Genomic DNA, 17,741 nt, shown 5'->3' on the forward strand with positions numbered 1-17,741 from the left:
GCCCCGCGCCCCGTCTCCGTTCCACCCCGAGCGCTCCCGTTCAGGCCGCGGCCCGCGGCCGACGGGACAGCTCCCGCTCGTAGTCGGGCAGTTCGACGCTGCTGACCTGCTTGCCCAGCTCCAGCATCTTCTCCAGCGCCCAGCGCCGGTTGAGCAGCGCGTTGCGGAACCGCAGCCCGGTGGCCGTGCGCGGCGCGAGGAACGGACCGGTGCGGTCGCCGCCCTTCTGGCAGCCCTGCGCGTAGCCGCGCAGGAGGTGCTCGTACCGCGCGAAGGCGGCCCGGTGGTCGCCGCGGGCGCGGGCCAGCTCGCCCGCCAGGACGTACGCGGCCACCACCGCCGTCCCGGTGCCCATGCCGCCGATGGTCGCGCCGCAGGCGGCGTCGCCGATCAGGGCGATCCGACCGGTCGACCAGGCGGGCACGTCGGCGCGACTGATCGAGTCGAAGTACGGTTCGGGGGCGGCGTCCAGGCTCTCCAGCAGCTGCGGCACCCGCCAGCCGAGGCCCGCGAAGGCGGCCCGGACCAGTTCCTTCTGCCGCGCCGGGTCGTGGCGGTCGTAGCGCAGTTCGGGCGAGGCGAAGAGGCAGAACGCACCGGCCCGGCTCGGGTCGCGATGGTCGGCGCCGACGGACATCAGCCGGCCGGGGACGTTGAGGCCGACCCCGCCGACGGGCAGTCCGAGGTCGTTGGGCAGCTGCCAGGTGGCCGCGTAGTAGCCGAGGTGGCGGACGTAGCGCTGCTCGGGGCCGAAGGCGAGCCGGCGGACGGTGGAGTGCAGCCCGTCGGCGCCGATCACCAGGTCGAACTCGCGCGGCGCCCCGTGCCGGAAGGCGACCCGGACCCCGTCCGGGGTCTCCTCCAGCGCCGTGATCGAGTCGCCGAAGACGTACTCGGCGCGGGCGCTGCTGTGCCGGTGGAGCAGCTGGGCCAGCTCCCCGCGCGGGACCTCCAGGTCACCTCCGGCGAACTCGGCGGGCAGGTGCAGCAGTTGGCGCCCGTCGGGGCCGACGAAGGTCATCGGACTGCCGCCGGTGCCGAGCGTACGCAGCTCCTCCAGGACGCCCATCCGCTCCAGCACGGTCAGGTGGGTGCGGCCGCGGAAGTCGACGTCCTGGCCGCCGTCGCGCAGCGCGGGGGCCAGCTCGACCACGGTCACCTCGAAGCCGTACCGGCCCAGCCAGTGGGCGAGCGCGGGGCCGGCGATGCTCGCGCCCGAGATCAGGACCTTGGTGCTCATGGGAATCCACTCCGTCCGAGGATCGTGAAACTGTGTCTGGCGGACACTGTTTGTTGCTGTGTACGGTAGACACAGTTGAGCGGGAAGGGCAACCCCCCAGGCGGCAAGCCCCGAACGGAACCCCAGAACGGGAGCGGATGATGGCCGAGGCGGCGAACGACACGGTGCGGCTGCTCTGGGGCCCGGCCCCCAAACCCACCCGCGGGCCGAAGCCGGCCCTCAGCCTGGAGCGGATCGCCGCGGCCGGGGTCGAGGTCGCCGACGCGGAGGGGCTCGGCGCGGTCTCCATGCAGAAGGTGGCCGGGCTGCTCGACTTCACCAAGATGTCGCTCTACCGCTACGTCCCCGGCAAGGCCGAACTCGTCGCCCTGATGGTCGAGTCGGCCGTCGACGCGCCTCCGGACGCACCGGAGGGTGCCGACTGGCGGGAGCAACTCACCGCCTGGGCCCACCACTTGGCCGAGTCCTTCGCCAGGCACCCGTGGCTGCTGGACGCCACCGTCGGCGCGCGGGCGCTCGGTCCGAGGGAACTCGCCTGGCTGGAGCGGGTGGTGGCGGCGCTCGACGGCCACGGGCTGACCGGCCCCGAACGGATGGACGCCGCCGTCCTGCTCACCGGGCACGTGCGCGGAATCGCCGCGCAGTCCCGCGCCGCCGGCCCCGCCGACACCCCCGAGGCCGAACTCCTCGCCGCCCTCGGCACCGTGGTCCAGGAGAACGCCGACCGCTTCCCGGCGGTCGCCGCCGCCATGGCCGACCCCGACGGCCGCGACCAGGCGCTGGAGTTCGGCCTGGAGCGCATCCTGGACGGGCTGGCCGCCCTGATCGACCGCCGCACGGCCGGCGCCTGACCCGCGGCAGCACCCCGGATCGCCCGGTGGCGAGGAACCGGAGGCCCGGGAAAACCGCTCGGCCGGCCACCCGGTCGCTCGCTAGGATCGCGCCCCATGGCGATGTTCGTGCACCTGACCGCCGCGGCGAACGCGCCGCGCATCCGCCGCGCCGGGATCCGCGCCGACAGCCGGGGCCAGGGCGGCGCACGCGGGGTGTACTGCTTCCCCGTGCTGCCCTCGTACACGCTGACCCACCAGTGGCTGCGCGAGCTGGCCCGGTTCGGCCCCAAGGGCGCACTGGTCGCGGTGCACCTCCGGCTGGACGACGGGCAGGAGGTCCTGACCGGGCACTACCGCGACCGCGCCCTGGACGCCCAGCGGCCGGTGCGGGCCGCCGAGGCGGTCCGGCGGATCGGCGCCCTGCCCGACCCGCGCGGCTGGGAGGTCTTCCTGCCGCGCGCGGTGGGCGCCCGCGAGGTGCACCGGGTCCGCGCCGTGCCGCAGGCCACCGGCTGGCGCTACGTCCCGGACGCCCACGGCACCCGGCCCTGCACCTGTTTCGGCTGCCGTATCCGCGGCGAGTACGGCAGCCGCCGGCTGCGCGAGCGCCACCCGCACCCGCTGGACGGCCCGCCGCCGCCCGTCCCGGTGCTGCTGGCCCGGATCGCGGCGGCCGGCGAACCCGGCGACCCGTACGAACTGCGCACCGCCCTGCACTGGTTCGGGCTGCGCCGCCGCGGCCCGGTGGACCTGCTCGCCCGACTGGCCGACCACCCGCACCCGGGCGTGCGGACGGACCTGGTCTGGGCCGTCGGCGGCTGGTCGACCCCGGGCGTCGCCGAGCTGCTGGACGGCCTGGCGGACGATCCGGACCCACTGGTCCGCGGGGCCGTCGAGGCGGTCAGGGAGAGCTGAGCCCCGGCCGGCGGCCCGCCCCGGACGGGCAGCAGCACTCCGCCGGCCGGTGCGCCGCCGTCAGGAGACGCGCTTGAGCTGCCAGGAGTTCTTCTCCAGGCTCGGCACCGCCGAGTAGTTGCAGCCGGAGCCGTAGTAGGTGCTGACGATCGTCCAGCCGGCCGGCGGCCAGGTGGAGGCGCAGGCGTTGACCACGGTGCCGACCGGGTAGCCGGTGAGCTGCATGATCTTCTTGGTGTTCGGGGTGAACCCGGAGCCGCAGCCGGCGCTGTTCCACCACTGGACGTCCACGAAGCCGCCCGGCGTCAGCGAGGAGGAGCAGCTGGTGCTGGTGTCACCGGGCGCGGCCTGGGCCGTCCCCATGGTCAGGGTCAGCGCGGCGGCGGTACAGCCCAGGGTCAGGACGGCGGAACGAAGGCGTATCACGGGGCGGCTCCTCTCGGTGACGCGGCGCGTCCGCGTCCCGCCCATTCCTATCCGTGCGGAGCCGATGACGGACAGCGACTTTCCGGCCCGACCTGCGGCGCGTTCTCGCCCATTCCCCGCCGGGAGCGCTCCACCGGTACGCGGCTGACCTGCGCACTCTCCCGTCGACATGCCCGTTCGCCGGATCCGGGTGATCATGGGACGAACCGCGTCATCGGCGATTCGGCGCACCGGGCCGTCGGCCCCGGGAGCGCCCGGAAGGTGGACTGCGATGTTCCAGCTCCTGTGGATTCTGCTCATCGGCTTCGTGCTGGGCGTGCTCGCCAAACTGATCCTGCGTGGACCGCAGTCGATCCCCTGGTGGCTGACCATGCTGCTCGGCGCGGCCGGAGCCTGGCTCGGCAACGCCGTCTCCGGCTGGATCGGCGTCCGCCACACCTCGGGCATCGACTGGATCCGGCACATCCTGCAACTGGCCTTCGCCGTCGCCCTGGTGGCCTTCGTCGCGCCCGCGTGGACGAAGTCCCACCAGAACCGCTGACCGGCCGACCCCCGGCACCCGGACCGGCCGACCCGCCGGCCGACCAGCCGGCCGGGCCGCCCGCTCAGCCCACGTGGACGGCCGGCCGGCGGGACCGGTCCGGTTCGGCCTCGCGCAGCACCTCGCGGGTGACGGGGGCGATCTCGCCCTGTCCGAAGAGGAAGAACCGCAGGAACTGGGCGAAGGGGTTGCCCTCGGTCCACTCGAAGTAGATGTGCGGCTGCTGCCCGGTGCGGTCGCGCACCTCGAGCAGCAGCGCGGCCAGCGCGTTGGGCACGCTGGAGCTCTCCAGCGCCAACACCCGGTAGCGGTCGTGCAGCACCTCGCCGCGGACCGTCAGTACGGCCTCGAAGTCGGACGGGTCGAGCACGGTGACCTCGACGAACACCAGGTCGTCCTCGGCCGGGATGTCGTTGTCCCGCCGGATCTGGTGGATCTTGTCGCGGTACTCGGCGAGGTCCCGGCTGTTCGGCTCGTTGGCGATCAGCCGCAGCGGGCGGTGGGTGTAGTCCCGGACGAACCGGTCCGCGACGTCGTCCAGCACCACGTCGGTGACGCGCAGTTCGAAGGCCCGCTTGAGCCGGGACAGGAACGAGAGCAGCATGATGCCCGCGATGAAGCAGGCGCCGATCTTGACCCCGTCCGGCCGCTCGGCGATGTTCACCGCCGTGGTGTAGAGGAACACCCCCGCGATCACCGCGAAGCCGGTGCGCCAACGGCGCTGCCCGGCCTTGTGGGCGGCGATGGTCACCGCGATGGCGGCGGAGCTGATCAGCACCAGCACGCCGGTGGCGTAGGCGCCGCCCTGGGCGTCCACGTTGGCGTCGAAGATCCAGGTGACCAGGAAGGCGATCAGGGTGAGCACGATGACGGTCGGCCGCACCGCGCGGGCCCAGTGCGGGGCCATGCCGTAGCGGGGCAGGTAGCGCGGCATCAGGTTGAGCAGCCCGGCCATCGCGGAGGCCCCGGCGAACCAGAGGATGGCGATCGTGGACAGGTCGTAGACGCTGCCGAAGGTGCTGCCCAGGTACTCGTGGGCGAGGTAGGCGAGCGCCCGCCCGTTGGCCTGGCCGCCGGCCTTGAACTGGTCGGCCGGGATGAGCAGCGTGGTGATGAAGCTGGTGGCGATCAGGAACACGCTCATGATCGCGGCGGCGGTGGTCAGCAGTTTGCGGGCGCCGCGGATCCGGCCGGTGGGCTTCTCCTCGGTGTCGTCCGGGTCGCCCTCGATGTGCGGCATCACGGCGACGCCGGTCTCGAAGCCGGACAGGCCGAGCGCCAGCTTCGGGAAGACGATCAGCGCGACGCCGATCATCGCGATCGCGTTGCCGTGCTCCACGGTCAGCGCGTGCGTCCAGTCGCTGAACACGTGCGGGGCCTTGAGCACGTGCCACAGCCCGTTGGCGACCACCACGACGTTCAGCGAGAGGTACACCGCGACCAGCACCACCGCCAGGCCGATCGCCTCGCTGAAGCCCTTGAGGAAGACGGCACCGAGCAGCGCGATCATGATCAGGGTCAGCATCACCTGCTTGCCGGTCAGGGCGCTGTGCAGGTGCGGGTTCTCCACCAGGTGGGCGCTGGCGTCGGCGGCGGACAGGGTGATGGTGATCATGAAGTCGGTGGCCGCGAAGCCCAGCAGGGTGAGCACGAAGAGCTTGCCCTGCCAGAAGGAGAGCAGCCGTTCCAGCATCGCGATCGAGCCCTGGCCGTGCGGGCTCTCCTGGGCGACCCTGCGGTAGACGGGCAGCGCGCCGAGCAGGGTGACGACCACCAGCACGATGGTCGCCAGCGGCGAGACCAGTCCGGCCGCGAGCGCGGCGATGCCGGGCTGGTAGCCGAGCGTGGAGAAGTAGTCCAGGCCGGTCAGGCACATGACCCGCCACCAGCGCTGGCCCTTCTCGTGCGGCGCCTCGGCGTGCGGGCCTGGGTGCTGTTTGGCCAGGTCGGCCAGGCCTTCCAGCATCCACTCCCGGAACCGCCCGCGCCGGGTGACCGGCCCCGCCCCTGCTTCGGCCGACCCCGACGACACCACGGGCACCCCTGTCCACGACTCGGCCGGCCTCGTACGGCTCCGGACCCCCTGTGGCCGCCGGACGGCGGGCCTGGTCAGGCTAGGGGACCGGCCCGCCGGGGCCGGTCAACCGCGCGGGCCGACACGCCCGGGTGCGCCCGTACGGCCCTCCCCGGTGGCGGGCCGTCCCGAGACGGGTGCGGCCGCGCCCGGTCCGGTGTGCCAGGCTGCACGGACCTCGCGGAACACGCGAGGATGTCCGCGCGCACCGACGCACCGGGCCGGCGCTCCACAGCGCGCCACCGGCCGGGCCGGCGCGCCCACGGACCGGGCAGGGACAGGAAAAACGGAGGAAGCGGTGGCGGAGCCGAGTCGGCGGAGGATCCTGGGCCTGGGCCTGATGGCGGCCGCCGTCACTTCCTGCGGCCCCCGTCGCCCGGATGCGGCCCCCGCCGCGCACCCGTCCGCCGGGGCCGCGGGCGCGCCGGCCGCCCCGGCGTCCACGCCACCCGGCACCGCCGGCCCGGCCGCCGACGGCCACACCGGCCCGACGAGCGAGCGCTCCCGCCCCGGCAACGCCGACTGGGAGATCACCGACCCCGGCCCGGACGGTGCCATCGAGGGCTTCGCCGACCGGGTCAGCGTCCTGCCCGGCGAACCCTTCGGCCTGCACGTCTCCACCCCCGCCACCGCGTTCACCGTCTCCGCCTACCGGATGGGCTGGTACGACGGCGCCCGCGCCCGGCTGGTCTGGCGCCGCGAGCACGTCCCCGGCGGCAAGCAGGCCGCGCCGCACGTGGACCCGGCGACCCGCACCGTCCTGACCGGCTGGCAGCGCACCCTCACGGTGGACACCGCCGGCTGGCCCGAGGGCGCCTACCTGCTGCGCCTGGACGCCGAGGACGGCTCCGGGCGGCGCTACGTCCCGCTCACCGTCCGCTCGGCGAGCACCGCGGGCCGGACCGTGGTGATGAGCGCCCCGGCGACCTGGCAGGCCTACAACGAGTGGGGCGGCTACAGCCTCTACAACGGCCCGACCGGCGGCCTGGCCACCCGCTCGCTGAAGGTCGTCTTCGACCGGCCGTACGACTACGACCACGGTGCCGGGCTGTTCCTGGTCTACGAGGCGCCGCTGGTCGCCCTCGCCGAACGGCTCGGCCTGCCGCTCGCCTACACCACCGGCGTCGACGTGGCCCGCGAACCCGGCCTGCTGACCGGGGCGAGCGCCGTCCTGTCGCTCGGCCACGACGAGTACTGGTCGCCCGAGCAGCGGGCCAACGTGGTCGCCGCCCGCGACGCCGGGACCAACCTGGCGGTCCTGGGCGCCAACTGCTGCTACCGCCGGATCCGGTTCGAGCCGTCCGACCTCGGGTCGGACCGCACGGTGGTCTGCTACAAGGACGCCTGGGCGCAGGACCCGGGCCACCTGGCGGGCGCCCCGGCGACCACCGACTTCCGGACCGGCCCGGGCGCCGACCCGGAGAGCTCGATGCTCGGCGTCATCTACGACGGCTACCCGGTGGACGCCCCGTACGTGGTCACCTCGCCCGGGCACTGGGCGTACGAGGGGACGGGCGTCGCGGCGGGGGCCTCGTTCCCGCACCTGGTCGGAGTGGAGTACGACCGGGTGCACACCGGCTTCCCCACCCCGCGCCCGATCGAGGTGATCGCCCACTCCCCCGTGGTGTGCGACGGCCGGCGCTCCCACTCCGACACCGCCTACTACACCGTGCCGAGCGGGGCCGGGGTGTTCGCCACCGGGACGATGCGCTGGGTCGAGGCGCTGGAGGCCCGCGGCCCCGGCGGCGGCCGGGCCGACCACGGCATCGACTCGCACGCCGGGGACCTGGTCCGCCAGGTCACCGAGAACGTCCTGCGCGCCTTCGCCGCCGGCCCGGCCGGCCGGACCCACCCGGCCCAGGACAACCTCGACGCCGTCTACGGCCCGGCGTAGCCGCCCCGGCTCAGCCCGCGGACGGCGCGGTGAAGGTCTCCGCGGGACCGAAGTCCGAGAGGCGTTCCCTCGTCACGACGGGCCGGCCGGCCACCACCGTCGAGTGTTCGACCCGGACCGTCCGGCCGAGCCGGTCGATCCACAGCTGGACGTCCGCCGCGTCCGTGCCCTGGTTCTGCCGTCCGTCCCCGTACGTCGGGTCCGCACGGCGCAGCTCGGCCGGGGAGAGCCGGGCGGCCAGGTGGAACACCGGCACGCCCGCCTCGGTCTCCATGCCCTTGCGGGCGGCGGGCCCGGCGTCCAGCAGGACCTTGGCGTAGCCGTCCGTGTCCTGCGCGCCGGTCCCGGCGCTCGCCGGGGGCTTCTGGTCCGTCGTCCAGCCGGTCCCGCCGTTCTCCTTGTCCCGCCGGTAGACGGCCTGGTCGACGACCACCTTCTCCTCCCAGGCCAGGACGGAGGACCCGCGGACCATCTTGGTCTCCAGGCGGGATCCCTCGGCCGGGGTGTTGTGGTTCGCCCGGCCGGTGACGGTGAGCACGTCCTTCTCGGCGCCCTCGCCCGTCTCGACGGTCATCTCGGAGGTCGCCGCGTACGACTCCCGGGAGCGGTGGGCGACCGCGACCGCGGGGTCGAAGGCCCCGGTCGGGTCGGCGGGCGCCCCGGTGGCCTCCGTCGGTGCCCCGGTGGCTTCCGGTGGTGCTCCGGTGGTGGCGCCGGCGGGCACCCCGCCCACGGACGTCCCGGCAGCGGGCGGCGGCGCGGCGGCGTCGGAGCCGCAGCCGGTGAGCGCGGCCAGCGCGACGACGAGGGCGGTGGCGGGCAGGACAGTGGTGCGACGGATCGTCATGGGAGGTCTCCGGGGCTACTGTTCCGGGCGTTCGCGGCCCGTCACGGTACCGCATCGTGATCGAACGGGCTTCCGACCTCCGGCCGGGGCAGGAGGCGGTCGGAACGCCCGATACACTCGCACGGTCTCATCCGGAGCAGGCACGAGGGAAACAGAACATGGTCGAGGCCTCCCCCAAGGTCGTTGTGGTCGTCCCCACGTACAACGAGCGGGAGAACCTCCCGGTCCTCGCGGGCCTGCTCGCGGAGCTCCCGGTGCCCGACCTGCACCTGCTGGTGGTCGACGACAACTCCCCCGACGGCACCGGCGAGATCGCCGACAAGCTCGCCGCGGACTCCGGCGGCACCGTGGGCGTGCTGCACCGCACCGAGAAGGACGGCCTCGGCCGCGCCTACCTGGCCGGCATGGCCAGGGCCCTGGACGAGGGCGCCGACGTCGTGGTGCAGATGGACGCCGACCTCTCCCACCCGGCCTCGGCGATACCCGCGATGGTCGAGCTGCTGCTCGGCGACGACACCGCCGTGGTGCTGGGCTCCCGCTACGTCCCCGGCGGCTCCACCGCCGAGGAGTGGCCCTGGCACCGCAAGGCGCTCTCGGCCTGGGCGAACTTCTACGTCAACACGATCCTCAGCCTCGGGGTCAGGGACGCCACCGCCGGGTTCAAGGCCTGGCGGGCGGACACCCTCCGCGCCATCGACCTGCCGACCGTGCGGAGCAACGGCTACTCGTTCCAGGTCGAGATGAACTACCGGGTCGTCAAGCAGGGCATGACGATCCGCGAGGTGCCGATCCGCTTCGAGGAGCGGATCGAGGGCGCCTCGAAGATGAGCATGGGCGTGCAGGTCGAGTCCGCGCTGGCGCCCTGGAAGCTGCGCTTCAACCGCGAGGGCTGACGAGGCACCGACGGGACCGGGCGGAACCGGACGGGACCGGGCACGGCAGGACGCCGGCCCGGTGCGGTCGTACGGGTGCCGGACCGCCGCCGGAGCGGTGTGAACGGCCGCCGCGGGGAAAGAAGGGCGACATGGCCCTTCTCCCGGAGACACTCACGGACCTGGTCCGCCGCGGCGCCCGAGAACCGTTCGTGGTCCAGAGCGTCCGGGCCACCGTCGCGGCCACCATCGCCTTCGCGGTGGCGACGCGGCTGAGCAGCGAGCCCGCCCCGCTGACGGCGCCGCTGACCGCGCTGCTGGTCGTCCAGGTCACCGTCTACTCGACGCTCAAGACCAGCATCCGCCGGGTCAACTCGGTGGTGGTCGGGGTGCTGATCGCGATCGGGTTCAGCGCGGTGGTCGGGCTCTCCTGGTGGAGCCTCGGGCTGATCATCCTGGCCTCGCTGGTCGTCGGCCGGTTCGTCCGGGTCGAGGAGTTCGTCCAGGAGGTCGCGATCAGCGCGATGCTGATCCTGGGCGTGACCAAGCTGGCCTCGCAGGCCTGGGACCGGGTGCTGGAGACCCTCATCGGCGCGGCCGTCGGCCTGCTGTTCAACCTGGTGTTCGCGCCGCCGGTCTGGGTGGACACCGCCGGGGAGTCGATCGAGGACCTGGCCCGGCGGGCCCGCCAGTTGCTGCTCGACATCTCCGAGGAGCTGGGCCGCCCCACCCCGGTGGCCCGGGCCGCCGAGCGGCTGCACGAGGCCCGCCGGCTGGACCAGGCGATCGCCGACGTGGACGCGGCACTGCGCCAGGCCGAGGACAGCCTGCGGTTCAACCCGCGGATCAGCGAGGGGCTGCTGTCCCGGCTGGTGCTGCGCACCGGGCTGGACACCCTGGAGATCTGCGTCGTCGTGATCCGGGTGCTGGCCCGTTCGCTGACCGACCTGGCCAAGCGGCGCGCGCCCGGCGAACGGCTCTTCCCGCCGGACGTCGCGACGGGGCTGGAGGAGCTGCTGGCGCACGTCGGCGGCGCGATGGTGAGCTACGCGGTACTGGTGACCACCCAGGTGAGCCGCAGCGCCGAGGAGGCGGAGGAGCGGCTGACCGCCGAGCTGGCGGCGGCCTGGGCCTGCCGGGAGAACGTCGCCCAGGTGCTGCTGCGCAAGGTCCAGGAGCACCCGGAGGCCTGGCAGCTGCACGGTTCGATACTGGCCGAGGTGGACCGCATCCTGGACGAGATGGACCTGGAGCACCGCGGCCGGCGGCTGATGGAGGAACTGGACCGGGCCTCGGTGGCGAACCGGGAGCGGTTCTCCCGCTACGCCTGGCTGCGCCGCCTGCTGCGGGGCGAACGGGCCCGCGGCGGCCGGACGTCCGCTGCGGCGGACCGCCCGGCGGCGTAGCGGTGGAACACCCGGTGGTTTGGCGGGCGCCGGGGTCTCAGGGCATCAGCCAGGGCTCCTGCGGCAGCGGGTGGCCGGTCTCCAGGTAGGTCTTGAGGTTGGCGAGCACCGCCGACCAGCCCTGTTCGGCGTCCGCCCGGGCGGCCTCGTCGGCGAGGTCCACGTGGGTGACGGTGAGCCGGGTGAGGTCGTGCCAGCCCTGGAGTTCGAAGGTGACCCGGGAGGGGAAGGCGGCGCGCCCCTCCTGCGGCCCGGCCCAGGTGGTGACCAACAGGTGCGGGCGGTCGACCGCCTCGACGGTGCCGATGACGTCGGCGGTCCCGGAGCCGTCGGTCCGCTGGTGCTCCCAGGGCGCGCCGAGCAGCCAGGTGGAGACGTTGCGGTGGCCCCAGTAGAGGCCGGACTCGTCGGCGTTGGTGAGCGCGTGCCAGACCCGCTCGGGGGTGGCCCGCAGGTAGGTGATGCCGCGGTGGCTGAAGGCGGTCACGGGCTCACCCCTTCGCCGCGTCGAGCAGCGGCTGGATCTCGATCTTCTGCATCCGCAGCATGGCCGCGAAGACGCGGTCCGCCGTGGCCCGGTCCTCGCCCGAGACCAGGTCGAGCAGCACCCGGGGGGTGATCTGCCAGGAGAGGCCGTAGCGGTCCTTGAGCCAGCCGCACGGGCCGGGCTGGCCGCCGTCGGCGGTGAGTTCCGCCCAGAGCCGGTCGACCTCCTGCTGGTCGTCGCACGCCACCTGGAGCGAGATCGCCTCGGTGAAGTGGAACGCCGGGCCGCCGTTGAGGCCGACGTACGCGCGGCCGGCGAGCTCGAACTCGACGGTCATCACCGAGCCCGCCGGGCCGGGGCCGGTCTCGCCGTAGCGGGTGGTCCTGAGGACCCGGGAGTTCGGGAACAGCGTGGTGTAGAAGGCGGCGGCCTCTTCGGCCTGGTCGTCGAACCAGAGGGAGGTGGTGATTTTCTGCATGCGCCCGACGGTAACGGCGGGGTCCGTCGGGGCGGCCGAGCCACGGCCGGGGGTCACCGGATCGGCGCCCCCGGCCGTCGCCGGGTCAGTGCACCCAGCCCGCGAAGCGCCGGACGAAGCGCTGACCGGTGTGGGCGGTCACCACGACGTCGTAGCGGCCCTGCTCGTCCAGCGGCCAGGCCAGGTCGGCCTGCTTGCCGGGCTTGACCCAGACGGTCTGCGCGGTGCCCGCGAAGTCGTTGGGCGCGGCGGTGAAGGCCACGTCGGTCATCCCGTCGTTGACGAGCTGCAGGGTGAGCTTGCGGCTGCCGCGCAGGTCGACGGTGACGATCGGCACGCCGATGTCGTTCTGGCCGTCCTGCCCGTCGCGGACCACGGTGCCGGCGAAGCGCCGGACGAAGCCGTCCGGGCCGTGCACGGTGAAGTCGTAGCGGCCGTCGGTGGTGGCGGCGTCCCAGACGTACCGGGCGGTGGCGCCGGGGGCGACGGTGTACGGGGTGCCCGCGAAGGGGAGCAGGATGTTCGGGTAGACGGTGTACGGGAAGGCCACCGAGCCGTCGTTGCTCATCGTGCAGGTGACCTTGCCGGTCTTCCGGTCCACCTCGACGTCGGCCCACGGCTGGTACGGCAGCGGGCGGTGCGGGCGCTCGCCGCGCTCCTGGACGGGCATCGCCTGGGCGCCGACCGCCGGCAGCGCGACGCCGGGCAGCCTGGTGCCCGCGTCGGCCCTGGCCATCAGGGCCTTGGTGTCGGGCAGCACCGGGATCGAGAGCTCGGGGGCGGCGAAGTCGAAGCAGCTGGTGAGGTCGCCGCAGACGGCCCGGCGCCAGGCCGAGATGTTGGGCTCGGCCACCCCGGTGACCAGTTCCATGAAGCGCAGCACCGAGGTGTGGTCGAAGACCTGGGAGTTGACCCAGCCGCCGCGCGACCAGGGCGACACGACCCAGAGCGGCACCCGGTTGCCGAGGCCGATGGCCCGTCCCTGGGTGAACTCCTCGGGGGTGCCGGGCTCGGGGGTGGGCGGGACCATGTGGTCGAAGTAGCCGTCGTTCTCGTCGTACATCACCAGGAAGACGGTGTGCCGCCAGACCTCCGGGTTGGACGTCAGCGACCGCAGGGCCTGGTCGACCCAGTGCGCGCCGTAGGCCGGGCCGGCCTCCGGGTGCTCGGAGAACAGGTACGGCGCGACCAGCCAGGAGACGGTCGGCAGGGTGCCGTCCTTGCAGTGGCGGTCGAAGTCGGCGGGGTCGAACTTCGTCATCGCGTTGACGTAACGCGGGTCGTCGTGCGGGAAGTTGTGGAACTGCTTGAAGTAGGAGAGCGCGTTGTCGTCGTAGTCGCCGGTGCGCTCGTCCTTGCTGGGGTTGTGGTAGACGCGCCAGCTGACGCCGGCCGCTTCCAGGCGCTCGGCGTAGGTGGTCCAGTCGGCGACGGGGTTGTCGGTGACCGGGGTGTTGTCGATCCACGGGCCGGTGGTGCCGTCGCGGCCGGGGCCGGACGTGCCGGTCCACAGGTAGAGCCGGTTGGGGTCGGTCGGGCCGGCCAGCGAGGTGAAGTAGGCGTCGCAGACGGTGAACGCGTCGGCCAGGGCGTACTGGTAGGGGATGTCGTCCCGTGTGAAGTAGCCCATGGTGCGCTCGCCCTTGGCGGCGATCCACTTGTTCATCGCGCCGTTGTTGATGGCCTGGTGGCCGGTGGCCCAGTCGTGCGGCAGGCCGCCGGCGTTCTGCGCGTTGTACTTGGCGGTGTCCATCCGGTACGGCAGCATCACGCCGCCGTCGCTGCGCCGGCCGTCGGGCTGGCGGAAGACGTCGGTGCCGTCCGGGAACTGGAGCGCCTGCTTGTCGCCGAAGCCGCGGACGCCGGCCAGGGTGCCGAAGTAGTGGTCGAAGGAACGGTTCTCCTGCATCAGGACGACGACGTGCCTGACGTCCTTGACGGTGCCGGTCAGCGGGGTGCCGGGCTTGGCACCGGCGGCGGGAGCGGGGGCCGGGGCGGCGGCGGCCTGGGCGGCCGTCAGGCCGGACAGGGCGGTGGCGCCGGCGGCCGCGGTGGCGCCGACGAAGGTGCGGCGGGAGAGCTCGGGCATGACGAACTGGCCTCTCGGAGCTGGGAGTCGGGGAGCCTGGGAGCTCAGAGCTGGAAGGTGGCGACCGCGGCGGCGGTGTCGGAGGGCCACTCGTTGGCGGCGGAGCCGGGCTCGGGCTGCGGCCAGCCGACGGCCAGGATGTGCGCCTCGACCAGCTTCAGCGGGCCCGCGTACTGGACGTAGTCGGTGCGGTCCTGCGGCTCGGGGCGGTCGCCGCGCCGCTTGCGGGTGGGCGACCAGGTCGCACCGGGGGCCTTGACCGGGTCGCGGTTCTCCTCGCGGAAGGTGTCGGTCAGTCCGGCGCCCTGGAGGGCCACGGTGACCGGCCAGGCGAGCGCGCCGACCCCCTGGTGGGCGGCGGCGGTGGCGGTCGTCCAGTCCCGGTGCGAGGGCGAGGAGAGCGCACCGGCCAGCACCACCGGGGTGCGCCGGGCGATGTCCGCGCGGACGGCTGCGGCCAGCGCCTTGGCCTGCCTCAGCCGCAGCGAGCCGTTCTCGGCGGCCTCCACCTCGGCGGCGGTCCGGCCGTCCTGGACGGCGTACGGGCCGTAGCCCGCCTCGTCCAGGTGGGCGGCCCAGAAGCGGACGGTGCGGCCGCCGGGCAGCCGCAGGGTGGCCGCGGCGGCGGGCAGTTCGGCGGTCGGCGGGGTGACGTCGGTGAGCGGGTGGCGGCTGAGGATGCCGACGCTGCCCGGGCTCTGGTAGGCGTACCAGCCGAGGGCGTCGGCCAGGGTCCTGGCCCGCTCCCCCGCGGTCTCCTGGAGGGCGAGCACGTCCAGGCCCTGGGAGAGGACCACGCGCAGCTGCTTCTCCAGTGCGTCGGTGTGGGCCGAGCCCGCGTCGTGCAGGTTCCAGCTGGCGGCCTTGAGGCGCGGCGGGGCGGCCGGGTCCGCCACCGGGACGAGGACGGTGACGGTGTCGGTGGCACCCGCGCTGTCCCTGACGCCGACGACCACCGGCTCGGGGTTCCGGCCGGGGGTGGCGGGGGCGGTGCCGGTGAGCGTCCCGTCGGCGCCGACCGAGGCCCAGGCGGGGCCGCTCACCTTGCGGTAGGTGGCGGAGCCGGCCGGGTTGCCGGCCGGACGGGACCAGAGGCCGCCGAGCCGGACCGTCACCGCGGCACCCGGGGCGACGGGCGTGGCGGTGAACGCGTCGACGGCGGCGTGCGGGCGGACGACGGCGGGCTTGGGGCGGAAGGTGAACGGCCCGGTGCGGGCCAGGATGCCGTAGCCGTCCTTGGCGAGCAGGTAGGCGGTGTACGGGCCGCCGGTCAGCGCGGAGGTGTCGAGCTGGACGTCGCCCGAGGTGCCCGCGGTGTACTTCCACAGCAGCGAGCCGCCGTTGCCGGGCTGGCGGTCGCCGTCGTAGATGCCGACCCAGTTCTTGGCGTCGGGGGCGTCGGTGCTCCAGTGGAAGGTGAGCCGGTCGCCTTCGGTGGGGTTGGTGGAGGAACTGAACGTCAGGGCGCTGCCTGCGGCCACGGTTGTCCTGTCCGCCGCCCGGGGCCGGACCGCCGGGGGACGGTTCGCCGGGGCCGGGTTCGGCTGGTCACGGAGGCTGGGAGGAGGGGAGCGCCCGCAGTTGGCTGTACAACTGCGGGCGGCCCTCATTCACCCGAAGGCCGGCGACCGGCGCGTGAACGACGCATGACGGAGCGTCGGGCGGTACGGGAACTTCGCTGGGCGGGGCCGTCGGCCCGCGGCGCGGGTGCGGTCGCGGGTGCTTCGGCGGGCAGGTTCGCGGATGCTTCCTCCGGTGTTTCCGCCGACATGCCGCGAGGGCCGCGGCGGGAGGATCCGCCGCGGCCCTCGTCGGACCGTACTGTCGAACCGGGTGCCGCCCGGTCAGGCCAGGGCGAGGAAGAGCTTCTCCAGCTCGGCCTCGCTCATCGGCGCGGCGTCCTGGTCGGCGGCGGCCATGCACTGGCGCATGCCACTCGCGACGATCTTGAACCCCGCCCGGTCGAGCGCGCGCGAGACGGCGGCGAGCTGGGTCACCACGTCCTTGCAGTCCCGGCCCGCCTCGATCATCGCGATCACTCCGGCCAACTGGCCCTGCGCGCGGCGCAGCCGGTTCAGGACCGCGCCGACCGCTTCCTCGTCCACCTGCATGTCGGGGCCGCCTTTCACATCGACTGTCGATGGACAAGTGTACCCGGCGGGGTATTCATTCCCGGCTGGCGAAAGCCGTGCCCGGCGGCCCCGGGCACAGCTCGGCTCAGCGGCGGGCCAGGCGGCGCTCCCCGCCCGCGCCGGTCGCGTACGGCAGCTCGTAGTGCGCGAACACGGCGGGCTCGTCCTCGGCGGGCAGCACGTCGTCGGTGCCGATCGCCGGGGCCTGCTTGACCTGGTTGCGCGGGTAGGCCACCCGGAGGTAGTCCGGCCCGGCCACCGCCCCGTCCAGCGGGACGAACACCAGGCGGCGCCGGCCGGCGAAACCGACCGTGACCGTGCCGAAGAACGGCTCGTCGCTGGCCGTCTCGACGTAGACCGACTCCAGCGACCCGATGCGGTGGCCCTTCTCGTCGACCACGGCGTGGCCGCGCCACTCGCGGACGTCCGCCATCGCGATACCCACGGGCCTGACCTCCCGTCCCCGGCTGTTCCCCCGCCCGGACCTCCATCCTCCGCCGGGAGCGGCAGGGGCGCGCGGCGAGCCCGGGAGCCCGCCCCGCCCGACGAAAAGGGACATACGGGGGTGACCCGACCAACCGGCACCCGGGCCGTGACCTGGGCTTTAGGCTGTCCGCCAACAGGGCCGCGAGTGGATCGTCCGTGGCGCCCGGGGCAGAGGAGACGGCAACCGTGGGATACGAGAACATGTGGGAGTCCGGCGGGGCCGGGATCCCGGCCGACCTGCGGCCCGACGTGCCGCACCCGGCCCGGATGTACGACTACTACCTCGGCGGGAAGGACAACTTCCCCTCCGACCGCGCCGCCGCCGAGAAGGCGCTCGCCGCCAACCCGGAGTTCCGCTCCACCGCCCGCGCCAACCGCGGCTTCCTCACCCGCGCGGTGCGGTGCGTCGCCGAACTCGGCATCGACCAGTTCCTCGACATCGGCACCGGCATCCCCACGGCCGGCAACACCCACGAGATCGCCCAGGCGGCCCGACCGGGCGCGCGGACCGTCTACGTGGACAACGACCCGATCGTGCTCAGCCACGCCCGCGCCCTGATGGCCGGCTCGGGCCCCGGCCACACCACCGTCATCCGGGCCGACCTGCGCGAGCCCGCCGCGCTGCTGGACGCCGTCCGGGCGGCGGACCTGCTCGACTTCTCCCGCCCGGTCGGACTCGTCCTCGCCGCCGTCCTCCACTTCCTGCGGGACGAGGACCAGCCCCACCAGGCCCTCGCCGCCCTGCTGGACGCCCTGCCCTCCGGCAGCCACCTGGTCCTCTCGCACGGCACCGCCGACTTCATCCCGGCCGAGATCCGCGACCGGGTCACCGGTGTCTACGACAAGGCCACCGCACCCCTCGTCGGCCGCTCCCGCGAGGAGGTCCGGGCCTTCTTCGACGGCCTCGACCTCCTCGACCCCGGCGTGACCACCGTCCCCCTCTGGCGCCCCGACACCACCCCCGCCCCCGGCGCCGACCGCGTCAGCATGTACGGCGCCGTGGCCCGCAAGCCCTGAGCTG

17 protein-coding genes are annotated in these 17,741 nt (G+C 74.0%); 7 read left to right on the forward strand and 10 right to left on the reverse strand.

Features of this window, described 5'->3' with window-relative positions; translation table 11 throughout:
• Positions 1-40: 40 nt before the first annotated feature.
• The gene (locus ACWDD9_RS12340) at positions 41-1,240 is read right to left on the reverse strand and encodes an FAD-dependent monooxygenase (protein WP_117493018.1); all 1,200 of its coding nucleotides are present in this window, start codon (positions 1,238-1,240) and stop codon (positions 41-43) included.
• 137 nt (positions 1,241-1,377) lie between these two features.
• Between ACWDD9_RS12340 and ACWDD9_RS12345 the strand changes: the two genes are divergently transcribed.
• The gene (locus ACWDD9_RS12345; protein ID WP_449811554.1) at positions 1,378-2,091 is read left to right on the forward strand and encodes a TetR/AcrR family transcriptional regulator; all 714 of its coding nucleotides are present in this window, start codon (positions 1,378-1,380) and stop codon (positions 2,089-2,091) included.
• Positions 2,092-2,187: 96 nt separating this feature from the next.
• Positions 2,188-2,988, forward strand: a complete 801-nt coding sequence (locus tag ACWDD9_RS12350) for a HEAT repeat domain-containing protein (protein WP_449811555.1) — start codon at positions 2,188-2,190, stop codon at positions 2,986-2,988.
• 60 nt (positions 2,989-3,048) lie between these two features.
• On the opposite strand, the gene ACWDD9_RS12355 is transcribed toward ACWDD9_RS12350, so the two are convergent.
• Positions 3,049-3,414 carry a hypothetical protein gene (locus ACWDD9_RS12355; protein WP_049651510.1) on the reverse strand — a complete coding sequence of 122 codons (366 nt, stop codon included), beginning with the start codon at positions 3,412-3,414 and terminating at the stop codon, positions 3,049-3,051.
• 271 nt (positions 3,415-3,685) lie between these two features.
• Between ACWDD9_RS12355 and ACWDD9_RS12360 the strand changes: the two genes are divergently transcribed.
• Positions 3,686-3,955, forward strand: a complete 270-nt coding sequence (locus ACWDD9_RS12360) for a GlsB/YeaQ/YmgE family stress response membrane protein (protein WP_049651509.1) — start codon at positions 3,686-3,688, stop codon at positions 3,953-3,955.
• 64 nt (positions 3,956-4,019) lie between these two features.
• On the opposite strand, the gene ACWDD9_RS12365 is transcribed toward ACWDD9_RS12360, so the two are convergent.
• Positions 4,020-5,921, reverse strand: a complete 1,902-nt coding sequence (locus ACWDD9_RS12365; RefSeq protein ID WP_387826484.1) for an APC family permease — start codon at positions 5,919-5,921, stop codon at positions 4,020-4,022.
• Positions 5,922-6,327: 406 nt separating this feature from the next.
• Between ACWDD9_RS12365 and ACWDD9_RS12370 the strand changes: the two genes are divergently transcribed.
• The gene (locus ACWDD9_RS12370) at positions 6,328-7,923 is read left to right on the forward strand and encodes a N,N-dimethylformamidase beta subunit family domain-containing protein (protein ID WP_449811556.1); all 1,596 of its coding nucleotides are present in this window, start codon (positions 6,328-6,330) and stop codon (positions 7,921-7,923) included.
• 10 nt (positions 7,924-7,933) lie between these two features.
• Here ACWDD9_RS12370 and ACWDD9_RS12375 read toward each other — a convergent pair whose 3' ends face one another.
• Complete coding sequence (locus ACWDD9_RS12375; protein WP_449811557.1) at positions 7,934-8,770, reverse strand: hypothetical protein; 837 nt, start codon at positions 8,768-8,770, stop codon at positions 7,934-7,936.
• Positions 8,771-8,928: 158 nt separating this feature from the next.
• On the opposite strand from ACWDD9_RS12375, the gene ACWDD9_RS12380 reads away from it, so the two are divergent.
• Positions 8,929-9,663 carry a polyprenol monophosphomannose synthase gene (locus ACWDD9_RS12380; RefSeq protein ID WP_074004851.1) on the forward strand — a complete coding sequence of 245 codons (735 nt, stop codon included), beginning with the start codon at positions 8,929-8,931 and terminating at the stop codon, positions 9,661-9,663.
• 131 nt (positions 9,664-9,794) lie between these two features.
• Positions 9,795-11,048 (forward strand): FUSC family protein, encoded by a 1,254-nt coding sequence (locus ACWDD9_RS12385; RefSeq protein WP_074004852.1) that lies wholly within the window; start codon positions 9,795-9,797, stop codon positions 11,046-11,048.
• A 37-nt stretch (positions 11,049-11,085) separates the two neighbouring features.
• Here the strand turns inward: ACWDD9_RS12385 and ACWDD9_RS12390 are convergent, their stop codons facing one another.
• From ACWDD9_RS12390 to ACWDD9_RS12415, 6 genes are all read right to left on the reverse strand, one after another.
• On the reverse strand, positions 11,086-11,535 hold the full coding sequence (locus ACWDD9_RS12390; protein WP_049651504.1) for an SRPBCC domain-containing protein: 450 nt from the start codon (positions 11,533-11,535) through the stop codon (positions 11,086-11,088).
• A gap of 4 nt (positions 11,536-11,539) precedes the next feature.
• Positions 11,540-12,013, reverse strand: a complete 474-nt coding sequence (locus tag ACWDD9_RS12395) for a VOC family protein (RefSeq protein WP_049651503.1) — start codon at positions 12,011-12,013, stop codon at positions 11,540-11,542.
• Positions 12,014-12,098: 85 nt separating this feature from the next.
• Positions 12,099-14,102 carry a phosphocholine-specific phospholipase C gene (locus tag ACWDD9_RS12400; protein ID WP_380737197.1) on the reverse strand — a complete coding sequence of 668 codons (2,004 nt, stop codon included), beginning with the start codon at positions 14,100-14,102 and terminating at the stop codon, positions 12,099-12,101.
• 44 nt (positions 14,103-14,146) lie between these two features.
• Complete coding sequence (locus tag ACWDD9_RS12405) at positions 14,147-15,583, reverse strand: endonuclease/exonuclease/phosphatase family protein (RefSeq protein WP_449811558.1); 1,437 nt, start codon at positions 15,581-15,583, stop codon at positions 14,147-14,149.
• A 363-nt stretch (positions 15,584-15,946) separates the two neighbouring features.
• A complete protein-coding gene (locus ACWDD9_RS12410; RefSeq protein ID WP_049651499.1) occupies positions 15,947-16,213 on the reverse strand; it encodes a metal-sensitive transcriptional regulator in 267 nt (88 codons plus the stop codon).
• A gap of 106 nt (positions 16,214-16,319) precedes the next feature.
• Positions 16,320-16,667 carry a PRC-barrel domain-containing protein gene (locus ACWDD9_RS12415; protein WP_449811649.1) on the reverse strand — a complete coding sequence of 116 codons (348 nt, stop codon included), beginning with the start codon at positions 16,665-16,667 and terminating at the stop codon, positions 16,320-16,322.
• Between the two features lie 254 nt (positions 16,668-16,921).
• Here ACWDD9_RS12415 and ACWDD9_RS12420 point away from each other — a divergent pair, with 254 nt between their 5' ends.
• On the forward strand, positions 16,922-17,737 hold the full coding sequence (locus ACWDD9_RS12420; RefSeq protein WP_416873962.1) for an SAM-dependent methyltransferase: 816 nt from the start codon (positions 16,922-16,924) through the stop codon (positions 17,735-17,737).
• Positions 17,738-17,741 lie beyond the last annotated feature (4 nt).

The sequence above is a fragment of the Kitasatospora sp. NPDC001119 genome, from assembly GCF_053598475.1.